At 67.1% G+C, this 19640-nt stretch carries 20 protein-coding genes; 14 read left to right on the top strand and 6 right to left on the bottom strand.

What is annotated here, in order from left to right; genetic code table 11:
* Nucleotides 1-22: 22 nt before the first annotated feature.
* Nucleotides 23-571 carry a VUT family protein gene (locus WI697_RS15120; RefSeq protein WP_345959024.1) on the top strand — a complete coding sequence of 183 codons (549 nt, stop codon included), beginning with the start codon at nt 23-25 and terminating at the stop codon, nt 569-571.
* Here the strand turns inward: WI697_RS15120 and WI697_RS15125 are convergent, their stop codons facing one another.
* Nucleotides 572-2515, bottom strand: coding sequence for a sigma 54-interacting transcriptional regulator (locus WI697_RS15125; protein WP_345959025.1), 1944 nt, complete (start codon nt 2513-2515; stop codon nt 572-574). It lies immediately after the preceding gene.
* Nucleotides 2516-2781: 266 nt separating this feature from the next.
* Between WI697_RS15125 and WI697_RS15130 the strand changes: the two genes are divergently transcribed.
* The 11 genes from WI697_RS15130 to WI697_RS15180 all read left to right on the top strand — a co-directional run bounded on the left by WI697_RS15130 (nt 2782) and on the right by WI697_RS15180 (nt 13334).
* Nucleotides 2782-4185 (top strand): CmpA/NrtA family ABC transporter substrate-binding protein, encoded by a 1404-nt coding sequence (locus tag WI697_RS15130; protein ID WP_345959026.1) that lies wholly within the window; start codon nt 2782-2784, stop codon nt 4183-4185.
* Nucleotides 4186-4211: 26 nt separating this feature from the next.
* On the top strand, nt 4212-5039 hold the full coding sequence (gene ntrB, locus WI697_RS15135; protein ID WP_062761179.1) for a nitrate ABC transporter permease: 828 nt from the start codon (nt 4212-4214) through the stop codon (nt 5037-5039).
* 20 nt (nt 5040-5059) lie between these two features.
* Nucleotides 5060-5965, top strand: a complete 906-nt coding sequence (locus WI697_RS15140; RefSeq protein ID WP_345959027.1) for an ABC transporter ATP-binding protein — start codon at nt 5060-5062, stop codon at nt 5963-5965.
* Nucleotides 5966-6060: 95 nt separating this feature from the next.
* Nucleotides 6061-6528, top strand: coding sequence for a cyanase (gene cynS, locus WI697_RS15145; protein WP_443323306.1), 468 nt, complete (start codon nt 6061-6063; stop codon nt 6526-6528).
* 158 nt (nt 6529-6686) lie between these two features.
* Nucleotides 6687-7334, top strand: a complete 648-nt coding sequence (locus WI697_RS15150) for a TetR/AcrR family transcriptional regulator (protein WP_062761150.1) — start codon at nt 6687-6689, stop codon at nt 7332-7334.
* A 95-nt stretch (nt 7335-7429) separates the two neighbouring features.
* Complete coding sequence (locus WI697_RS15155; RefSeq protein ID WP_345959029.1) at nt 7430-8668, top strand: ABC transporter substrate-binding protein; 1239 nt, start codon at nt 7430-7432, stop codon at nt 8666-8668.
* An 87-nt stretch (nt 8669-8755) separates the two neighbouring features.
* Nucleotides 8756-9628: a branched-chain amino acid ABC transporter permease gene (locus WI697_RS15160; RefSeq protein ID WP_014743846.1), complete on the top strand. Its 873-nt coding sequence runs from the start codon at nt 8756-8758 to the stop codon at nt 9626-9628.
* 12 nt (nt 9629-9640) lie between these two features.
* Nucleotides 9641-10546, top strand: coding sequence for a branched-chain amino acid ABC transporter permease (locus WI697_RS15165; protein WP_014743847.1), 906 nt, complete (start codon nt 9641-9643; stop codon nt 10544-10546).
* A 4-nt stretch (nt 10547-10550) separates the two neighbouring features.
* Nucleotides 10551-11360, top strand: coding sequence for an ABC transporter ATP-binding protein (locus tag WI697_RS15170; RefSeq protein ID WP_062761148.1), 810 nt, complete (start codon nt 10551-10553; stop codon nt 11358-11360).
* Complete coding sequence (locus WI697_RS15175) at nt 11357-12061, top strand: ABC transporter ATP-binding protein (RefSeq protein WP_345959030.1); 705 nt, start codon at nt 11357-11359, stop codon at nt 12059-12061. Before WI697_RS15170 ends, WI697_RS15175 begins: the two co-directional genes overlap by 4 nt.
* Nucleotides 12062-12074: 13 nt before the next feature.
* On the top strand, nt 12075-13334 hold the full coding sequence (locus WI697_RS15180) for a metal-dependent hydrolase family protein (RefSeq protein WP_345959031.1): 1260 nt from the start codon (nt 12075-12077) through the stop codon (nt 13332-13334).
* 82 nt (nt 13335-13416) lie between these two features.
* Here WI697_RS15180 and cobT read toward each other — a convergent pair whose 3' ends face one another.
* The 4 genes from cobT to WI697_RS15200 all read right to left on the bottom strand — a co-directional run bounded on the left by cobT (nt 13417) and on the right by WI697_RS15200 (nt 17623).
* Nucleotides 13417-15297, bottom strand: coding sequence for a cobaltochelatase subunit CobT (gene cobT, locus WI697_RS15185; protein WP_014743854.1), 1881 nt, complete (start codon nt 15295-15297; stop codon nt 13417-13419).
* Nucleotides 15298-15302: 5 nt separating this feature from the next.
* Complete coding sequence (gene cobS / locus WI697_RS15190) at nt 15303-16292, bottom strand: cobaltochelatase subunit CobS (RefSeq protein ID WP_041605292.1); 990 nt, start codon at nt 16290-16292, stop codon at nt 15303-15305.
* Nucleotides 16293-16457: 165 nt separating this feature from the next.
* A complete protein-coding gene (locus tag WI697_RS15195) occupies nt 16458-17069 on the bottom strand; it encodes a J domain-containing protein (RefSeq protein ID WP_014743856.1) in 612 nt (203 codons plus the stop codon).
* 185 nt (nt 17070-17254) lie between these two features.
* On the bottom strand, nt 17255-17623 hold the full coding sequence (locus WI697_RS15200) for a helix-turn-helix domain-containing protein (RefSeq protein WP_014743857.1): 369 nt from the start codon (nt 17621-17623) through the stop codon (nt 17255-17257).
* A 567-nt stretch (nt 17624-18190) separates the two neighbouring features.
* Between WI697_RS15200 and WI697_RS15205 the strand changes: the two genes are divergently transcribed.
* Together WI697_RS15205 and WI697_RS15210 are read left to right on the top strand one after the other, a co-directional pair.
* Nucleotides 18191-18469 carry a BolA family protein gene (locus WI697_RS15205; protein ID WP_062761140.1) on the top strand — a complete coding sequence of 93 codons (279 nt, stop codon included), beginning with the start codon at nt 18191-18193 and terminating at the stop codon, nt 18467-18469.
* 167 nt (nt 18470-18636) lie between these two features.
* Nucleotides 18637-19023, top strand: coding sequence for a ribbon-helix-helix domain-containing protein (locus WI697_RS15210; protein ID WP_062761138.1), 387 nt, complete (start codon nt 18637-18639; stop codon nt 19021-19023).
* On the opposite strand, the gene WI697_RS15215 is transcribed toward WI697_RS15210, so the two are convergent.
* On the bottom strand, nt 18986-19621 hold the full coding sequence (locus WI697_RS15215) for a DUF2889 domain-containing protein (RefSeq protein WP_062761136.1): 636 nt from the start codon (nt 19619-19621) through the stop codon (nt 18986-18988). The two genes, WI697_RS15210 and WI697_RS15215, sit on opposite strands and share 38 nt — an antisense overlap.
* Between the last annotated feature and the right edge of the window lie 19 nt (nt 19622-19640).

The following is a 19640-nucleotide window of genomic DNA, read 5'->3' on the forward strand; positions in this document are numbered from 1 at the left end:
TGGGAAAGAGAGACCATCTCCCATGGCTCATGCGCTGCACCGCCTCTGGCTGCCGATCCTGGCGATGACCCTTGCGGTCGTCGCCTCCAACATTCTGGTCCAGTATCCGATCAACGACTGGCTGACCTGGGGCGCCTTCACCTATCCGGCGGCCTTTCTGGTCACCGATCTGACCAATCGCCGCTACGGCACCGCATCCGCCCGCAGGGTGGTCTATGCCGGTTTCGCGATCGCGGTCGTCATGTCGCTGTGGTTCGCCGATCCGCGGATCGCGCTCGCCTCGGGCGCGGCCTTCCTGGTTGCGCAGCTGATGGACGTGACGGTGTTCGACCGGCTGCGCCGCCGGCCCTGGTGGCAGGCGCCGCTGATTTCGTCCTCGCTGGCCTCGGCTTTCGACACGGTGTTGTTCTTCACCATCGCCTTCGCCGGCACCGGCCTGCCCTGGATCAGCTGGGCGGTGGGCGATTGGGGGGTGAAGATGGCGATGGCTCTGGCCATGCTGGTGCCCTATCGCGCCCTGATGCAGATCCTGCTGCCGCTGCCGACGGATCCCGTGCACGAGCATGGCTGATCAGGCCTGGCCCGCCCGGTAGCGCCGCGGCTCCAGCCCCAGCGCGCGGATCCGCGAGGCGAGCGTGGTTGCCGGCAGGCCGAGCAGGGCGGCGGCCCCGTTCGGGCCGTAGACCCGGCCGCCACACCGGCTGAGGGCGGCTTCGATCATCCGTCGGTCACGGTCGCGGCGGCCGGCTTCGGTCAGCAGCTCGTCCTCGTCCCCGGCCAGGGCAGGCGCTGCGGGCGCCGCTGCCGGGCCGGCATGCAGGGCGGCGGATGGCTCCAGATCGAAGCGCAGCCGCCCGCCCCGGGCCAGGATCGCCGCCCGTTCGATCACATTCTCCAGCTCGCGGACATTGCCCGGCCAGTCATAGCCGGTCAGCCGCTCGACATCGCCGCGGGTCAGCCTGAGATCGGGGATGTTCAGCCGCCGGCAGGTCTTGGCCAGGAAATGGGCGGCCAGCAGCGGCACGTCATCCAGCCGCTCGCGCAAAGGCACGCTCTCGATCGGGAAGACGTTGAGGCGGAAATAGAGATCTTCGCGGAACCGGCCGCGGCGTACCTGATCCTTCAGGTCGCGATTGGTGGCGGCCACGATCCGCACATCCACCGCCCGGGTCCGCTCTTCGCCGACCCGCTCGAAATGGCCCTCCTGCAGCACCCGCAGCAGCTTGCTCTGCAGTTCCAGCGGGATCTCGCCCACCTCGTCCAGGAACAGCGTGCCGCCGTCGGCCAGGTCGAACCGGCCGACCCGGTCGCGCACCGCGCCGGTGAAGGCGCCGCGGACATGGCCGAAGAACTCGCTTTCGAACAGCTCCCGCGGGATGGCTGCGCAGTTCACCCGGATCAGCGGCCGGTGCGACCGGCGGCCGGCTTCGTGGATCGCCCGCGCGATCAGCTCCTTGCCGGTGCCGCTTTCGCCGGTGATCAGCACATTGGCATCGGTTGGTGCAACCAGGTCGATCTGGCGGGCGATCGTCTGGATGGCGGCGCTGCGGCCGATGATGTGGTGGTGGTTGACCTCGGTGCGGATCTCTTCCAGCAGATAGGCATTCTCGCGCTCCAGCCGCTCGCGTAGTGCGTCGACCTCGGCCAGGGCGGCATGCAGCCGTTCCTCCGCCTCCCGGCGGCTGGTGACGTCGCGGAACACGATCACGGCGCCGACCACCACGCCGCGATCCCGGATCGGCGTGCTGGTATATTCCACGCGGATCGGTCGGCCATCCTTTCGCCAGAACACCTCGTCGTCGATCTGCCGGACCTCGCCCTCACGGAAGGCAGCGTAGATCGGGCATTCATGCTCGGGATAGTGGCTGCCATCGGCATGGGTGTGATGGACCATGCCATGCATGTCGCGGCCGACCAGTTCTTCCGCCCGCCAGCCCAGCAGACGTTCGGCGGCCGGGTTGACGAAGGTGGTGTGGCCCTCGGCATTGATGCCGTAGATCCCCTCGCCGGCGGCCCGCAGGATCAGCTGGTTCTGCCGCTCGACATCGCGGAAGAAGCGTTCCACCCGCCGCCATTCGGCGATACCGCCCTTCAGATAGGCGTCGGCCTCGGCATCGACCTCGCGGCGGTGGCGTTCCTCAAGATCCGTGATGGTCAGCAGGACCAGCCCGGCGCCTGGCCCGCCGAGCCGCGCGCCTTCGTACTCGACCGCCACTTCGCTGCCGTCGGCACGGCTGGGGGCCAGGCCGCGGGTCACCGCCTGGCCCTGGTCCAGAACCGCTTCGGTGAAGACCACCAGCGCCGGCATCTGGCCCTGATGCAGCGCGCTCATCCGGCGCGTGGCCAGCACCTCCGGCGCCAGGCCGAACAGCCGGCCTGCCGCCGGATTGGCGTGCAGGATCAGGTCGGCCACGGGATCGAAAACCAGCATCGGCCGCGGGCTGGCGGCGATGATCGCCGCCGCCAGGGCATCGGCCCGGCGGGCGTGGTCGGATGGTGCTGCGGTATCGGGCATGGCGTCCTCCGGACAGGACCGGGAAGGGCGCGGGGGTATGTGGAAGCCTAGCACGAAACTTCGTGAAACCAACCACGATATCCCGTGGATCACGATATATCGTGGTCTCTCGCATCGGTCGGATCCCGGAAATTTATCGAATTATATCAGATAACTAGATGGATTTTGTCCGTCTGGCCCGGCGGTTGCAGAACAGAAGCCCGGGACGCGGCATCCCCCGCCTGCCGCCCGGCTGTTCAGACCGTTCATCCGTCAGGGAGTGACACATGACGATCAAGAGCCTCGGCGACGCCTTCGATCCGGATGTCGACCTCGGCCATGGCCGGCAGTGCGGCTGTGCCGCCTGCGCCACGACCTCTGCCCGGCCGACCTCCGCTCAATCTGACCCGGCGCTGCCCGTGGGTGAAGAGGCGCTGGTCGATCGGGTGGTCGAGAATGCGGTCGTCCGCTCCATGTTCGGCGGCAACGAGATTGCCCGGCGGTCGTTTCTGAAGACCGTGGGGGCGGGGGCCTTTGCAGCGGCGCTGGCCTCGGTTCTGCCGCTCGACCGGGTGAAGGCGGCGGTCAAGGACGGCATGACCGGCGGTGGCCCGCTCGAGAAGACGAAGCTCAACATCGGCTTCGTCCCGATCACCTGCGCCACCCCGATCATCATGGCCCATCCCATGGGCTTCTATGAACGGCGCGGCCTGGATGTGCAGGTGATCAAGACCGCCGGCTGGGCGGTGGCGCGTGACAAGTCGCTCAACAAGGAATACGACGCCTCGCACATGCTGACGCCGATGCCTCTGGCGATCACCATGGGGGCGGGCTCCACCGCCCAGCCCTTCCTGATGCCGGCGGTGGAGAACATCAACGGCCAGGCGATCGTGCTGCATGTCGATCACAAGGACAAGCGCGACCCCAGGGACTGGAAGGGCTTCCGCTTCGGGGTTCCCTTCGAATACTCGATGCACAATTTCCTGCTGCGCTATTACGTCGCCGAGCATGGGCTCGACCCCGACAAGGATATCCAGATCCGGGTCGTGCCGCCGCCGGAGATGGTCGCCAATCTGCGCGCCGGAAATCTGGACGGCTACCTGTCGCCGGATCCGTTCAACCAGCGTGCCGTCTGGGAAAAGGTCGGCTTCATCCATCTGCTGACCAAGGACATCTGGGAAGGCCATCCCTGCTGCGCCTTCGCCTGTTCCAAGGCCTTCGCCGAAGAGATGCCCAACACCTATGGCGCCCTGGTCATGGCCCTGCTGGAGGCGACCTCCTATGCCGCCGATCCGGCCAATCGCAAGGAGATCTCGGCCGCGATCGCGCCCGCCAATTATCTGAACCAGCCCGTGCCGGTGATCGAACAGGTACTGACCGGCCGCTTCGCCGACGGGCTGGGCCAGGTGCAGGACGTGCCCGACCGGATCGATTTCGATCCCTTCCCCTGGCATTCCATGGGGGTGTGGATCCTGACCCAGATGAAGCGCTGGGGCTACATTTCGGGCGAGATCGACTATCGCGGCATCGCCGAACAGGTCTATCTCGCCGCCGAGACCGGTGCCCGGATGAAGGAGCTGGGTCTGACCCCGCCCGAGGCCACTTACGAGCCCCACACCATCATGGGCAAGACCTTCGATCCGGCGGATCCCGAAGGCTATCTCGCCTCCTTCGCCATCCGGCGCAGTTGAGCCTGCCCTCTGGGAGACCCGGAATGATGCCGTCGCTCCGCATCCGTGCCGCGATCCTGTCGGTGGCAGTGCTGGCCCTGCTGCTGGGGGTCTGGGAACTCTCCGGCACGGCGCCCGCCGCCTCGGCGGCGCAGGACGAATATGCCCGGCTGATGGGCGGTGCCGACACCCAGGCCCGCCTGCCGGCCCCCTCCGACATCCTGACGCGTGCCTGGGAAGAGATATCGGATCCCTTCTACGATGCCGGGCCCAACGACAAGGGCATCGGCATCCAGATCGGCTATTCGCTCTACCGGGTGGCGGCGGGCTATCTGGCCGCGGCCGCCATCGCTCTGCCGCTCGGCTTCCTGATCGGCATGTCGCCGCTGGCCTATCGGGCGCTCGACCCGTTCATCCAGGTGCTGCGGCCGATCTCGCCGCTCGCCTGGATGCCGCTCGCGCTGTTCGTGATCAAGGACAGCCAGATGTCGGCGATCTTCGTGATCTTCATCTGCTCGATCTGGCCGATGCTGCTCAACACCGCCTTCGGTGTCGCCAATGTCCGGCGGGACTGGGTGAATGTGGCCCGTACCCACGAACTCGGGCCGGTCTCGACCGCCCTCAGGGTCATCCTGCCGGCCGCGGCACCCACCATCGTGACGGGGATGCGGATCTCGATCGGCATCGCCTGGCTGGTCATCGTGGCGGCAGAGATGCTCGTGGGCGGCACCGGCATCGGCTACTACGTCTGGAACGAGTGGAACAATCTCGATCTCACCAGCGTGGTGTTCTCCATCCTGATGATCGGTCTGGTCGGCATGGCGCTGGATGCGCTGCTCGGCGCGCTTGCCCGCGCCGTGGCCTATGCCGATTGAGGCGGAGAGAGAGGTATCCCATGACGAGCGCACGCCCCTTTCTCGACGTTTCGGGCCTGGCAAAACGCTTCCCCGCCCGGGGCGGCGGCGAGACCATGGTTTTCGAGCAGGTCGACTTCACCATGGATCGTGGCGAATTCGTCTGCGTGATCGGTCATTCCGGCTGCGGCAAATCCACCATCCTCAACATCCTGGCCGGGCTCGACAGCGCCTCCTCGGGGGCGGTGGTCATGGACGGCCGGGAAATCTCGGGCCCCGGTCTCGACCGCGGCGTGGTGTTCCAGAATTACAGCCTGCTGCCCTGGGCGACGGCGCTCGAAAACGTGGTCTTCGCCATCCGCGCCCGACATCGCGACTGGTCGCGGCAGCAGATCCGCGCGCATGCGCTCAGCCATCTGGCCAAGGTCGGGCTGTCCGGCGGGGCGGAGCACCGCAAGCCGGCCGAACTCTCGGGCGGCATGCGGCAGCGGGTCAGCATCGCCCGGGCCTTTGCGATCGAGCCCCGGCTGCTGCTGCTCGACGAGCCCTTCGGGGCGCTGGATGCGCTCACCCGTGGCACCATCCAGGACGAGCTGATCCGCATCTGGTCCGATACCGACCAGAGCGTGTTCATGATCACCCATGACGTCGACGAGGCGATCCTGCTTGCCGACCGGATCCTGCTGATGACCAACGGCCCGCGGGCCCGGATCGCGGAAAGCGTGGTCATCGATATCCCGCGGCCGCGGGCCCGGGACACCATCCTGCACGACCCGGCCTTCTATGCCATCCGCAACCACCTGGTCGAATTCCTGACCCGGCGCTCGCGGGAGCTGGCCGCCGGGGCCGGTGGTGCTGGCACCGGTGCCCCGCGCACCGTGCGCTTCGGCCGCGACGGCAGTGCCCAGGGCGTCGATGTCGTGCCCTTCCAGCGTGCCACCCGTTGAGCGGCTTCCCGGTCCGTTTCGTCGCACCCCGTTTCGTCGCACCCCGTTTCGTCGCACCCGTTCATCACGACCCGCAGCGAGGACCCCTCATGAACATGACCAAGACCTCCACCGATGCGCCGCTGTCGAAGGCCGATGCCACGGCGCTGATCCTGGCCGCCAAGGCGGCGCATGGCCTGACCTGGGAGGCGATCGCCGAGGGCATCGGCATGTCCCCGGTCTGGACCACCTCGGCGGCGCTGGGCATGAACAGCATGCCGGCCGAGAAGGCGCAGGCGCTGGTGGCCCTGCTCGACCTGCCGGCCGCCGTCGTGCCGGCACTGGTCGCATTCCCGACCAAGGTCTGGGATCAGGCGGTGCCCACCGACCCCGCGATCTATCGCCTCTACGAGATCGTCGGCGTCTATGGCGAGACGCTGAAGGAGATCATCCAGGAGAAGTTCGGCGACGGCATCATGAGCGCGATCGACTTCACCATGCATGTCGACAAGGTCGAGGATCCGAAGGGCGACCGGGTGAAGATCACCATGAACGGCAAGTTCCTGCCCTATAAGGCCTGGTGACCCGGGATCTCGACGGCATTTGATCGCATGAGGTTTCAGGCGGGTGTCGCGAGAGATCGCGGCACCCGTCAACCTTGTGGATAAAAACAAACAGTCTTGACTGTTTTTTTATAGAGTCGCAGTCTTGAAACATGACGCGACCGGCCGGGGAGAGGGAGATGACCGGTGCGAAGGTGCGGCGCACGCAGGAGGAGCGGAGCGCCGAAACCCGCGACAAGCTGCTCTATGCGACGCTCGACGTGCTGATGGAGGCCGGCCATGCCCGGTTGGCCACCCAGGCGGTCTGCGAACGCGCCGGCGTGTCCCGCGGCGCGATGCTGCACCACTATCCCACCCGCAGCGACCTGCTGGTTGCGGCGATCGAGCGGCTGCTCGACGACGAGATCATCGAGATGCGTGGCATGGCCGCCTCGGTGCGTTCGGGCGCGATCGGCCTGGACGCTTTCGTGGACGATCTGTGGCGGCGCTTCTCGGGCCGGCTGTTCTACATCACGCTGGAACACATCACCGCTGCCCGGACCGATGACGATCTGCGCGATGCGCTGCTGCCGGTGGTGAAGCGTTTCCATGTCGCGCTCGACGACATGTGGACCGAGTTTTTCGAGGCCCGCGGCACGGCCGACCGGGCCACGACCACCGTGCTCAATCTGACGCTCTGCCTGCTGCGCGGCATGGGCGCCCAGACGGTGCTGAAACCGGATCCGGACTATTATCAGGATCTGCTCAGGGCCTGGAAGACGATCCTCGCAACCCTTGTGGAGGGGCGGGGCTCAGGCGGCACGCTGGCGGGGAGTGTCGGCGTGTGAAATCCACCCGCAAAACCGATCGGCCTCTCAAGAAGGGCCGGCGGCAGCTCCCCGGCGGGGCGGCGGGTTCTCGGGATGGCAAGGAGAAGACAGGGATGGCAGGACGGATTGAGGCCCGCATGCGCCGGGCCGTGACGGCAGGCGTTTCGATCGCGGTGATGTCCCTCGCGCTCGGCGGCGCGGCGCAGGCAGAGACCGCGCCCTTCAGGATCGGGGCGCTGAACCCGGTCACCGGCGCCGGCAGCCCCTATGGCCCCGGCATGCAGAAGGCGATCATCCTGGCGGCGGACGAGGTGAACGCCGCGGGTGGCGCCTGCGGCCGCAAGCTGGAAGTTTCGGCCGAAGATACCCAGACCTCGCCCGAAGCCGCCGTGCTGGCGGTGAAGAAGCTGATCGAGGTGAACAAGGTCGATGCGGTGATGGGCACCTGGTCCTCGGGCATCACGCTTGCGGTCATGCCGATCACCACCCAGGCCGGGCTGCCGCTGCTGAACACGTCGGGCGCGCCGGCGATCTCCACCGAGGACAAGGCCGATCTGGTCTGGCGCTTCCAGGCGACCAATGACCGCTTCGGCCAGGCCTTCGCCAAGATCGCGACCGAGCGCGGCTTCAAGCGTCCGGCGACTATGGCCTATAACAACGCCTCCGGCATCGGCAATACCGAGGGCTTCACCAAGGCCTGGACGGCCGCCGGCGGCGAGGTCGTCTCCAGCGTGGTCTACGAGCCCAAGCGGCCGAGCTACCGGTCCGAACTGCAGCAGATTCTGGCGGCGAACCCCGACGTGATCGTCATGGGGTCCTATCTTCAGGACACCACCGTCATCCTGCGCGAATGGTATCAAAGCGGCCAGAGCCCGGATGTGAAGTGGATCATCCCCGGCTGGGCCGCCAATCAGCAGCTGATCGACGCGCTGGGCCCCGATGTGCTCGCCAATGTGATCGCGGTCGACAGCATCAGCAATGAGAGCGCACCGTCTTACGCCCATTTCGAGGCGGCCTATAAGAAGGCGATGGGGGCGGAGGCACCGGCCAATGTCTATGCGGCGATGACCTATGACATGGTGATCGCCTGGGGCCTGGCCATGCAGCAGGCCTGCCCCGACACGACCATTGCGGCGGTGAACGGCAGCATCCGGGCGATCGATGCCGCAGATGGCGCGCCGGTCTATACCTTCGCCGAGGGCAAGGCCGCGATCGAGGCCGGCCGCAAGGTGAACTATGAAGGCGCCTCCAGCCGCCTCTCCTTCGACCAGTATGGCGACGTGACGCCCGATTTCAGCCTGTCGGAGATCGATGGCGGCGCCTTCGTCCGCAAGGGCGTGGTCTCGTTCTGATCCGGACCGGCCGTGCCCGCCCGGGCGACGCTTCGGCGTGCCGGGCGGGTCGGCCGCCTCGTTCCGGCCTCCCGTTCCGGGGTCCCCATGGATACCGCCTATTATCTCAACCTGGCCTTCAACGGCCTGGTCGAGGGCTCGATCTATGCCCTCGGCGCGCTGGCGATCACGCTGGTTTTCGGCATCGCCCGCTTTCCCAACGCCTCCACCGGCGACCTGATGACGGTCGGCGCCTTCGGCGGCCTTGCCGGCACGCTGGCCGGGGGCGGGCTTCTGGGGGCGGCGATCGCCGGGGTGGGCGTCTCGGCCGCGGTGGCGCTCGCCTTCCATTTCCTGCTGTTCCGCAACCTGGCCCGGCGCTCGGCGGTGGCCTCGATGATCGCGTCGATCGGTCTCGCCTTCTTCCTGCGGTCGGCGCTCTCTTTCATCTTCGGCCATGATCAGCGGGTCTACGACCTGCCGCTGACCCGTGCGGTCCTGTTCGGGCCGATCCGGGTGCAGCCGACCGATCTGCAGGTGATGGGGGCGGCAGCTGCCGCACTGGCGGTGACTTTCGCCGTGCTGCACCTGACCCCGATCGGCCGCAGGATGCGGGCGGTCGCCGACAATCCCGATCTCGCCCGGGCCTCGGGCATCAATGCCGGGCGGGTGATGGCGGTGATGTGGCTGATGGCGGGCGGGCTGGCCGGGCTCGGCGGCGTTCTGCTGGGCGCCAAGACCGTGGTGACCCCCGAAATGGGCTGGGACCTGCTGCTGCCGGCCTTTGCCGCCACCATCCTCGGCACCATCGGCAACCCGATCGGCGCCGTTCTGGGCGGGCTGCTGATCGGCCTGGTGCAGGAGCTGTCCACCCCCTTCGTCGGCTTCACCTACAAGATCGGCATGGGGTTCGCGGTGCTGCTGCTGATGCTGATGATCCGGCCGCAGGGGCTGTTCGCCCGCAACGCGCTGGTTCGCTGAGAGAGGCCGCCCATGGAAAGCTATCTGGTCGCGGTCGCGGTGGTCACGGCGATCTACATGCTGATGACCTTCGGCCTGAACCTGCAATACGGCTTCACCGGCCTGATCAATTTCGGCCTGGTCGGCTTCTTCGCCATCGGCGCCTATACCAGCGCCCTGCTGGTGATGGCGGGCTGGCCCCTGCTGCTGGGCTTCGCTGCGGCGGCCCTGCTGGCGGCTCTTGCCGCGTGGCCGGTGGCGCTTTTGTCGCTGAGGCTCAGGATCGAGTATTTCGCCATCGTCATGCTCGGCTTCTCCGAGACCGTGCGCCTGGTGATCACCAACGAGCGCGCGCTGACCGGCGGCGTTCAGGGGATCCCCGGCATTCCATCGGCCGCCCAGGCACTGGGCGTGGAGGGCGTCGACGGCAATCTGCTGACCCTGATCCTGCTGGTCGTGGCGGTGATCCTGGTGCTGGCGGTCAACTGGCGCCTGGTCCACAGCCCCTTCGGCCGGATGATCCAGGCGATCCGCGACGACGAAGAGGCGGTGCGGTCGCTGGGCAAGCATCCGGGCCGGTTCAAGGTCACCGTGTTCATGGTCGGCAGCGCCTTCACCGGCCTCGCCGGCGCCTTCTACGCCCATTACGTCACCTTCGTGACCCCGGAACAGTTCGTCCCCCTGCTTACCTTTTATGTCTGGGTAGCGATGATCTTCGGCGGCGCGGGCCGGGTGGGCGGGGCCGCCATCGGCACTGTGGTGCTGATCGGTTTCCTTGAAGGCTCGCGCTTCCTGCGTGATGCCCTGCCGGGCGTTTCCGAAGTCGAGATGGCGAGCCTCAGGCTGGGGGTGGTCGGCGTTGCGTTGATGCTGCTGATGCGCTTCCGCCCGGACGGCATCCTGGGTGCGCCGTCGGCCGGCACGAAGAAGGGGGGCTGACCCGATGAGCCATCCTGACACCATCGCCGCCGCCGATCGTCAGCTGACGGTCGAGGGCGTTTCCAAAAGCTTCGGTGGCGTGCAGGTGCTGACCGATATCGGCTTCTCGGTGCCGGTTTCGGGGCTTTCGGGGCTGATCGGCCCCAACGGCGCCGGCAAGAGCACGTTGTTCTCGGTCGTCAGCGGGTTCCAGCCCGGCGATGCCGGCCGGGTCAGCTTTGCCGGCCGCGATCTCAGCCGGATGGGGCCGGTGGAACGGGTGCGCGCCGGGCTTGGCCGCACCTTCCAGGTGCCGCGGGTCTTCGCCAGCCTGAGCGTGCGCCAGAATCTGGCGGCGGCGGCCCCGGGGCAGACGGGCGAGACCCTGGCCGGCGTGTTCTTCCGCGGCGCCCGCATCCGTCGGCAGGAGGCCGAGATTGCCGGGCGGGCCGACGGCATTCTCTCCTTTCTGAACCTCACCCGCGTGGCCGACAAGCCGGCCGGCGGCCTGTCGGGCGGTCAGCGCAAGCTGCTGGAACTGGGCCGCGCCCTGATGGTCCGGCCGAAGATGATCCTGCTCGACGAGCCCTTCGCCGGCGTCAACCCGGTGCTGATCGAAGAGATCGCCGACCGGATCCGTGCGATCCGCGAGACCGGGGTCGACGGCAGCGGCGGCATCGGCTTCCTGATCGTCGAACACAACCTGCCCTCGCTTTCGGCCCTGGTCGAGCGGATGATCGTGATCGATCGCGGCCGGCTGCTGGCCCAGGGTACGCCCCAGGCGGTGCTGGCCGATGCCCGGGTGCGCGAGGCCTATATGGGGGGCGCGGTATGACCCGGCTGCTGACCGTCTCGGATCTTGCCGCGGGCTATGGCGAGGTCGACATCGTCTCGGGCATCTCGCTCCATGTCGATGCGCTGGAGATCGTGACCATCGCCGGCACCAACGGCTCGGGCAAATCGACCCTGGTCAAGGCGCTGATGGGGCTGCTCACCCGGGTGCGCGGCGAGATGCGCCTGGGCGATACCCCGCTGCCGGGCGTGCCGGCCGAAAAGCGTATCGGCATGGGCGTGGTCTATGTGCCCCAGGTCGAGAACGTCTTTCCGACCCTGACCGTTACCGAAAACCTGCAGGTGGTCGAGGGGGTGGCCGATCGCCGCCAGAGGATCGAGGCGATGTTCGACCGCTTCCCCGCCCTGGCCGAACGTCGCCGCACCCGCGCCGGCGCGCTGTCGGGCGGCGAGCGCCAGCAGCTGGCCTTCGCCCGGGCCCTGATGCCGGCACCGAAGCTGATGATCCTGGACGAGCCGACGGCGGCGCTGTCGCCTGCCCTGGTCCACGAGGTGCTGGAGCTGATCCGCGGCCTGCCGGCGCTGGGGGTCTCGGCCCTGCTGGTCGAACAGCGCGCCCGTCAGGCGCTGGCGATCAGTGATCGCGGCTACATCCTGGATACCGGGCGGGTGGTGATCCAAGACACCGCCGAACGCCTGCTTGCCGATGAACGCATGGCCGATCTCTATCTCGGCACCCATTGAGGATGATCCATTCATGACCTCCGCTTCCAAGGCCGCGCCCCGGGGGGCCGGCACCGTCTTCCGCAATGCCCGGGTGCTGGATGTCGTCGCCGGCCGCTATCTCGACGGCCAGTCGGTCTGGGTCGAGGGCGGGGTGATCCGCGCCATAGCCCCCGATGCCGACCGCATGGCCGGTGCCGATGCCGAGGTGATCGATCTCGGCGGCAAGGTGCTGATGCCGGGCCTGTGCGACGCCCATGTCCATGTCACGGCGATCACGCCCAACTTCGCCGAACTCGGCCGGATGTCGCCCTTCTACGTCACGGTCCACACCGCCGACGTGCTGAAGGGCATGCTGGAGCGCGGCTTCACCACCGTGCGCGATGCCGGTGGTGCCGATTGGGGGCTGGCCAAGGCGGTCGCAGAAGGCGCGCTGCCCGGTCCGCGGCTGCTCTATTGCGGCAAGGCGCTCTCGCAGACCGGCGGTCATGCCGACATGCGCGGGCCCGGCCAGCAGGAACTGGGCGAGTGTTTCTGCTGTGCGGGGCTCGGCCGGGTCTGCGACGGCGTACCCGAGATGCGCCGGGCCTGCCGTGATCTGATCCGCACCGGCGCTACCCATCTCAAGCTGATGGTCTCAGGCGGTGTCGCCTCGCCGACCGACCGGATCGACAGCACCCAGTTCGCGATGGAAGAACTCTACGCGGCAGTGGAAGAGGCCGAGGCCGCCAACATTCCGGTCATGGGCCATGCCTATACCGCCCGCGCGATCAACCGGGCGCTGGAGGCGGGTATCACCTCGATCGAGCACGGCAATCTGCTCGACGAAAGCTCGGTGCAGCTGTTCGTCGAAAAGGGCCGTTGGCTGGTGCCGACGCTTGCGACCTATTCGGCCCTGGCCGAAGAGGGGTTGGCGGCAGGCATGCCGGCCGATCTGCACCGCAAGGTCTATGACGTGCTGGATGCCGGCCGCGAGGCGCTGCGCCTGGCCCATGCGGGCGGGGTCAGGATCGCCTTCGGCACCGACCTGCTCGGCATCATGCATCGCCGCCAGCTGACCGAATTCGCCCTGCGGGCCCAGGTCCAGGCGCCGATCGACGTGATCCGCTCGGCCACCACCGTCGCGGCCGATCTGTTCCGCATGGGCGACCGCATCGGCCGGGTTGAACCGGGCCTGCTCGCCGACCTGATCGTCGTGGACGGCGACGTCCTTCATGACGTCGCACCCTGGTCGCGGCCGGACGAGACCATCCGACTGGTGATGAAGGAAGGCAGTGTGCTGGTGGCGCGGTGACCGGCACGTCCGGCGCATGAAAAGAAGAAGGGCGGGCCTCCGTGGAGGCCCGCCCTTCCGTCTTCGTGCCGGTGACGGTCGGTCAGTGTCTGAGGCGGGTGGGGCGGCCGCCGCGGCCGCCCTGGTCTTCGTCGAAGAGTTCGGCCAGCTGGTTCATCACCGTGCCGCCCAGCTGTTCGGCATCGACGATGGTGACGGCACGCTTGTAGTAGCGGGTGACGTCGTGGCCGATACCGATCGCAACCAGATCGACCGGCGACCGGCTCTCGATCCACTCGATCACCTGGCGCAGATGGCGGTCCAGATAGTTCGAGCTGTTGACCGACAGCGTGCTGTCGTCCACCGGTGCGCCGTCGGAGATCACCATCAGGATCCGGCGGTTCTCGGGCCGCGCCAGCAGGCGGTTATGGGCCCAGAGGATCGCCTCGCCGTCGATATTCTCCTTCAGCAGGCCTTCGCGCAGCATCAGGCCCAGATTCTTCCGCGCCCGCCGCCATGGCCAGTCGGCCGATTTGTAGACGATATGGCGCAGATCGTTGAGCCGGCCCGGCGTCTGCGGCTTGCCGCCGTCGAGCCACTTCTTGCGCGACTGGCCGCCCTTCCAGTCCCGGGTGGTGAAGCCCAGGATTTCGACCTTCACGCCGCAGCGCTCCAGCGTGCGGGCAAGGATGTCGGCGCTCATTGCAGCCACCGAGATCGGCCGGCCACGCATGGAGCCGGAATTGTCGATCAGCAGCGTGACCACGGTGTCGCGGAAGTCGGTGTCGCGCTCGCGCTTATAGGTCTGGCTGTAGAGCGGCTGGACCACGACGCGGGCCAGCTTGGAACTGTCGAGCAGGCCTTCGTCGAGGTCGAACTCCCAGCCGCGCGACTGCTTGGCCAGCAGGCGGCGCTGCAGGCGGTTGGCAAGCTTGGTGATCACGCCGTGCAGATGGGTCATCTGCTGGTCGAGCAGGCCGCGCAGGCGGTTCAGCTCGTCTTCGGTCGCAAGCTCGCTGGCCTCCACCACTTCGTCGAATTCGGTGGTGTAGGGGTGGTAGACGTCGGTGGCGGGTTCGTTTTCGTTGGAGCCGGGCGGCATCCAGGGGCGTACCCGGGACGAGCTGTCCTCGCCGCCGGCGCCGCTTTCGGAATCGGGGTCGCTGGCCGCCATGTCGGCATCGGCCTCGCCGTCGCCGGTCTCTGGCGCGCCCTCGCTCGACTGGCCGCTGTCGTCGCCGTCCTGCGACTGCTCGCCGCCTTCGCCGTCGGGCTGTTCCTGGGCTTCCGCCTCGGCCTGATCATCGGCCTCGTCGGGTTCGCGATCCTCGTCGAGTTCGCCTTCGGTCTCGGCCTCGATGTCGAGGTCGGACAACAGGTCGCGCACGCCTTCGGAAAAGCGCTTCTGGTCGGCCATGATCTCGGGCAGGCGGGCGAGATCTTCGCCGGCCTTGCTCTCGATCATCGGGCGCCAGTGCTCGACCAGGTCCCGGGCGATCTCGGGCGTCGGCACACCGGTCAGGCGCTCGCGCAGCAGCAGCAAGGCCGCTTCGCAAAGCGATTCCGGGCTACCATCGACCGCCAGACGCTGCGGCTGCTCGCGAAGCTGGTCTTCCTGCAGCCGGGCCAGATTGCCGCGCACGCCGGTCATGTTCCGCCCGCCCAGGGCTTCGATGCGCAGCTGCTCGCAGCTCTCGTAGAGCCGGCGGGACAGCTCACCCTGGGGCTGGCGGGCCATGTGGATGCGGGCGTCATGATGGCGCACGCGCAGCGAGATCTGGTCCGCTTCGCCGCGGATGCGGGCCACCTGCTGTTCCGGCAGGTTGCGCATCGGCGCGCGCAGGTTCACCCGGTCGCCGCGCAGCCGCGGCGGTTCGAAGGTGAAGGCGACTTCGAGCTGAGGCGTGCCCGCCATCGCCTTCACGGTGCTGGTCAGGGCACGTTTGAACTGCTCGACGGATTGCGGATCGTTGCGCTTGCGCATGTCCCTCAACCCATGTGGCGGATGCCGGGGACGTGCAGCTCGGTGCCGAAGCAGCGCTGATAGTATTCGGCGATCAGCGGGCGCTCCACCTCGTCACACTTGTTGAGGAAGGTGAAGCGGAAGGCGAGCTGCAGATCCTTGAAGATCCGGTAGTTCTCGGCCCAGGTCAGCACCGTGCGCGGCGACATGACGGTCGAGATGTCACCGTTGATGAAGGCGCTGCGGGTGAGGTCGGCCAGGGCGACCATCGACCGCACGGTCTTGTGGCCGTCGGCATTGTCGAATTCCGGCAGCTTCGACAGAACGATCGCGCTCTCTTCGTCCGGCGCCAGATAGTTCAGCGTGACCACCACGTTCCAGCGGTCCATCTGGCCCTGGTTGATCTGCTGGGTGCCATGATAGAGGCCGGTCGTGTCGCCGAGGCCCACCGTGTTGGCGGTGGCGAAGATCCGGAAATAGGGATGGGGGCGGATGACCTTGTTCTGTTCGACCAGGGTCAGCTTGCCCTCGTTCTCCAGAATGCGCTGGATCACGAACATCACGTCGGCACGGCCGGCATCATATTCGTCGAAGACGAGCGCGGTCGGGCGCTGCAGGCAGAAGGGCAGGATGCCTTCCTTGTATTCGGTCACCTGCTTGCCGTCGCGCAGCACGATGGCGTCCTTGCCGATCAGGTCGATACGGCTGATGTGGCTGTCCAGGTTGACGCGCACGCAGGGCCAGTTCAGCCGGGCCGCGACCTGCTCGATATGGGTCGACTTGCCGGTGCCGTGATAGCCCTGGATCATCACGCGGCGGTTAAAGGCGAAACCGGCGAGAATGGCGAGGGTGACATCCGGCTGAAAGCGGTAGGTCTGGTCCAGATCGGGCACATGCTCGCTGCGATCGCTGAATGCCGGCACCTCCATGTCGCTGTCGATGCCGAAGACCTGTCGCACAGACACCTTGATATCCGGCGTGTTCGGGGTCGGGGCGGCCAGGGTCTCGGAAGCCATGATGAAGAAGATCTCCACTGGGGAAGGCGGGGACGAAACGGATGGACATCGCGGCCGGCCCCCGCACGGGGAGGTGCGGGTGAAGGCCGCGGCCGACTGGGCCGTCGGCGGGCAACTCCTGATCTCGGCACGCGCATCCCCATCCGGTCGGGGAACGGCACCGGTTCAGGTCCAGTCTGACGCGCGGTGCATCAAAAAGGAATAGGCCTGGTTCACCGATTTCATGCGTTCCTCCGACGCGGCGTCGCCGCCGGTGACGTCGGGGTGCAGCCGTTTGGCGAGTTTCTTGTAATGGTCCTTGATCTGCGGCAGATCGCGGGTCGGGTCGATGCCCAGGGTTTTGAACGCCTGGCGCTCGTCGGGGGTGAAGCGGGCCTCGGCGGCGGCGCGCACGCGCTCGGCCGCGCGGCCTGCGGCGCCGAACATGCCGAAGGGGTCACTGGTCCGGCCTTCACGAAACATCTGGGCCGCGGCACGGGCAACCTCGTCGGCCTGGTCGCGATCGGCGCTGGCGAAGGGCCAGGAGGGGCGGTGCCAGGTCATGTCGTCATGCAGGTGACGGTCGATCTCGGCCGAACTCAGCCCTTTGAAGTAGTCCCAGCCCTTGTTGTAGGCGCGGACATGCTCCAGACAGAAAAAATAGTAGTCCCGCAGCCGGTCGCGCGATTTGGGCGCGCGGAACGCACCTTCCTCTCCGCAGCCCTCGCAGTCGCAGAGCCGGGTTCCGTCGGGAGCGTAGGCGGCGGTGCGCCGGATGCTGAAGAGGTCGATCGCCATGACGGCAAAATATGCGTCACGGGGTGCGGTGCGGCAAGTGGTCGGACCATGCCGGCCGGGTTGAAAAATACGCAAGCACCCCTTGTTGACGCCGAACGCCCGCGCGACCGGCCATTCGGGCGGTCACGCGGGCGTTCCGGATCCGCACCGGGCGCCGGGGGCGCCCGTGTCGGCCTTGGGCGGAATCAGGAGGCGTCGGCCAGGCTGCGGGCAAGAGTGCTCAGCGCTTCCTGGTGCTTGCCGTTCTGGATCATCGAGAAGTTGCGGGCCAGCTCCAGGCACATGCGCTGACGCGGGGTCATCTCAACCTGACCGCCCTGCTCGAGGCCCTCGAAGAAGTAGGAGATGGTGACGCCCAGGGCCTGCGCGATGTCGTAGAGACGGCCGGCGGCGATGCGGTTGATACCGCGCTCGTACTTGTGGGCCTGCTGGTAGGTCACGCCGATCATGTCAGCCAGCTGCTGCTGGGTCAGGCCCAGCATGATGCGGCGCTCGCGGATCCGCGCACCGACGTAACGATCGACTTCCTGGGCCCGGCTCTTGGTGGTCTTCATGGGGAGGGATCCCTCTTTGATCAGGGTGTTGGTCAGAAGATTGACGGGGGGAGCGTTCCGCCTCGTCCGCAGTTCGTCCATGGTGTCGGCCTGGGTGCGGTTCCGTGTTCCCGGCTGGTCGCCCCTGCTCCGCCCGATTACAAGCAAGCGGTGTGCCAAGAACCGCCGCGCAAGACCCGCTTGCGTTCCAGTGGTATGATGTGCGACTGGAAACGCGCGTTCCGGGCCGGTTTTCCGGCGCGCGCGCCAGGATCATCAGGGATGCGGTTAATGTGCGCTTAACGTTTGCCGGTGGATCGGGTCCCCGAGGTGTCCACTCTGGGAGAAAAGGGTTTCCCATCCTATGCTTCGGCGGGGCATTCGCTGTGCGGCTGTGTTCCTGTCCCTGTTTGATCGTGAAACGCTTGTGCCAAAATGACACAGGTTGTCCCGGTATGATACTTATGCGTGAAGCGACGCGGCCCTGGTACGCGCATCAGTCTTGATGGATCGCCTGGACCGCGCGCGGTGACGGGAATTGCAGTATCATCGGGATATGACCTTGAGAATGCGGAGGCCTGTGCCGACATGACCATCAGAGATCGGATCGAGACCAAGCTGACGGCGGCCTTCGCGCCGGAGCGGCTGGTGATCACCGACGAAAGCGACCGGCATGCCGGCCATGCAGGCCATCAGCCCGGCGGCGAAACACATTTCCGCGTCGAGATCGTGGCCGCTGCCTTTGATGGTCTGACCCGCGTGACGCGTCAGCGCCGGGTCTATGACGTGCTGTCCGACGAGCTGGCGGAACGGGTTCACGCCTTGGCGCTCATCACCCGCACGCCGGCTGAGGTGGCGCAGAGCTGACGGGCAACCGCTGCCGGATGCGACCGGCATGCGATTGCCCTTTGAAACGCGCCGCGGTTGTGTTAATACAACCTTAAATAAAAAGATCGACCAATTTTCGCGTAAAGGTGTCGTCGGGGATATGTCCGGCCGGAGGGGCCGGGGACCTAAGGGGGGCGATAGGCACGATGTCCAGTTCACTTATCAACCGCAACGTCGTCGTCGAAGGGCGCCGCACCAGCATCCGTCTCGAGGCGGATATGTGGGACGCGCTGACCGAGATCTGCCAGCGTGAGGGCTGCCGGATCCACGAGCTGGCCACCATGGTCAACTCGACCCGGCGCGAATCGACGCTGACCGCCGCCATCCGGGTGTTCATCATGAACTACTACCGGGCGGCGTCGACCGAGCAGGGCCATGCCCGAGCCGGTCACGGCAAGGCGATGCGGCCGGGTCGTGCGGACCGGACGGCGGTGCAGCGGCGTCTGGAGCGTCTGGCGGCTGCGCGCGGTGGCGACGGTCGGCCGATGGCACCGGTCAGCCGCCCGTATACCACTCAGGATAATGCTGCCTGACGACCTCTCCGTCCGCTGCCAGGGCGTGACAGGTATTCAGGTGTGCAGGCGGTTTCGGTGCCGGTCGCGGCGGCAGAGCGGCCGGCGCCGTATCGTTTGTTCCGGTGCGGGCCATCGTTTCGGTGTCGGCCATGGCGGCGACGCGATCATTGGCCTCGCGCCGGCGGCGTTCCAGGGCCGGATAGAGCGTCTGGAAGGCAACGGTCCCCAGCGGGCGCATCATCTCGACCAGATGCGTGCAGCCATGCACGCCGCCGACCCGCTGGCGGATGGCCTTGGTCCAGCCCGGGGCAATCTTCAGCCCGACCAGGCGCTGGAAATTGATGGCGACGTCGCCGCAGATCGAATAGGGGGTGTGGTCCATCACCGCCTCGATCGTTTTGATCTCGAAGCCGATATCGATGGTCAGCCGGATCCACATGTCGTGGATCGGCGTGCCCGGGTCGATCTGGCCGCGCCATCGGTTTTCGATCGGGTAGGTCTTCACGTCGGTCAGATGTGCCTCGATGTCCCACAGCCCGTCTTCGCGCTCATAGCCGCGGAGGTCGATCTGGCGGGTGTGGATGTGGCGGCGGTTCACCGGCTGCGACAGGGGCATGGGGCAGGCTTCTCCTCGG

The sequence above is a fragment of the Tistrella mobilis genome (assembly GCF_039634785.1).
Lineage (GTDB): Bacteria > Pseudomonadota > Alphaproteobacteria > Tistrellales > Tistrellaceae > Tistrella > Tistrella mobilis.

Bases quoted from the DNA above. Each gene is read 5' to 3' on its own strand.
- WI697_RS15200 (WP_014743857.1), bottom strand. From the start codon at position 17,623: ATGAAGACCACCAAGAGCCGGGCCCAGGAAGTCGATCGTTACGTCGGT.
- WI697_RS15205 (WP_062761140.1), top strand. From the start codon at position 18,191: ATGACCATCAGAGATCGGATCGAGACCAAGCTGACGGCGGCCTTCGCG.
- WI697_RS15180 (WP_345959031.1), top strand. From the start codon at position 12,075: ATGACCTCCGCTTCCAAGGCCGCGCCCCGGGGGGCCGGCACCGTCTTC.
- WI697_RS15120 (WP_345959024.1), top strand. From the start codon at position 23: ATGGCTCATGCGCTGCACCGCCTCTGGCTGCCGATCCTGGCGATGACC.
- WI697_RS15125 (WP_345959025.1), bottom strand. From the start codon at position 2,515: ATGCCCGATACCGCAGCACCATCCGACCACGCCCGCCGGGCCGATGCC.
- WI697_RS15130 (WP_345959026.1), top strand. From the start codon at position 2,782: ATGACGATCAAGAGCCTCGGCGACGCCTTCGATCCGGATGTCGACCTC.
- WI697_RS15165 (WP_014743847.1), top strand. From the start codon at position 9,641: ATGGAAAGCTATCTGGTCGCGGTCGCGGTGGTCACGGCGATCTACATG.
- ntrB (WP_062761179.1), top strand. From the start codon at position 4,212: ATGCCGTCGCTCCGCATCCGTGCCGCGATCCTGTCGGTGGCAGTGCTG.
- cobT (WP_014743854.1), bottom strand. From the start codon at position 15,297: ATGCGCAAGCGCAACGATCCGCAATCCGTCGAGCAGTTCAAACGTGCC.
- WI697_RS15170 (WP_062761148.1), top strand. From the start codon at position 10,551: ATGAGCCATCCTGACACCATCGCCGCCGCCGATCGTCAGCTGACGGTC.
- WI697_RS15175 (WP_345959030.1), top strand. From the start codon at position 11,357: ATGACCCGGCTGCTGACCGTCTCGGATCTTGCCGCGGGCTATGGCGAG.
- WI697_RS15155 (WP_345959029.1), top strand. From the start codon at position 7,430: ATGGCAGGACGGATTGAGGCCCGCATGCGCCGGGCCGTGACGGCAGGC.
- WI697_RS15215 (WP_062761136.1), bottom strand. From the start codon at position 19,621: ATGCCCCTGTCGCAGCCGGTGAACCGCCGCCACATCCACACCCGCCAG.
- WI697_RS15140 (WP_345959027.1), top strand. From the start codon at position 5,060: ATGACGAGCGCACGCCCCTTTCTCGACGTTTCGGGCCTGGCAAAACGC.
- cobS (WP_041605292.1), bottom strand. From the start codon at position 16,292: ATGGCTTCCGAGACCCTGGCCGCCCCGACCCCGAACACGCCGGATATC.
- cynS (WP_443323306.1), top strand. From the start codon at position 6,061: ATGACCAAGACCTCCACCGATGCGCCGCTGTCGAAGGCCGATGCCACG.
- WI697_RS15160 (WP_014743846.1), top strand. From the start codon at position 8,756: ATGGATACCGCCTATTATCTCAACCTGGCCTTCAACGGCCTGGTCGAG.
- WI697_RS15150 (WP_062761150.1), top strand. From the start codon at position 6,687: ATGACCGGTGCGAAGGTGCGGCGCACGCAGGAGGAGCGGAGCGCCGAA.
- WI697_RS15195 (WP_014743856.1), bottom strand. From the start codon at position 17,069: ATGGCGATCGACCTCTTCAGCATCCGGCGCACCGCCGCCTACGCTCCC.
- WI697_RS15210 (WP_062761138.1), top strand. From the start codon at position 18,637: ATGTCCAGTTCACTTATCAACCGCAACGTCGTCGTCGAAGGGCGCCGC.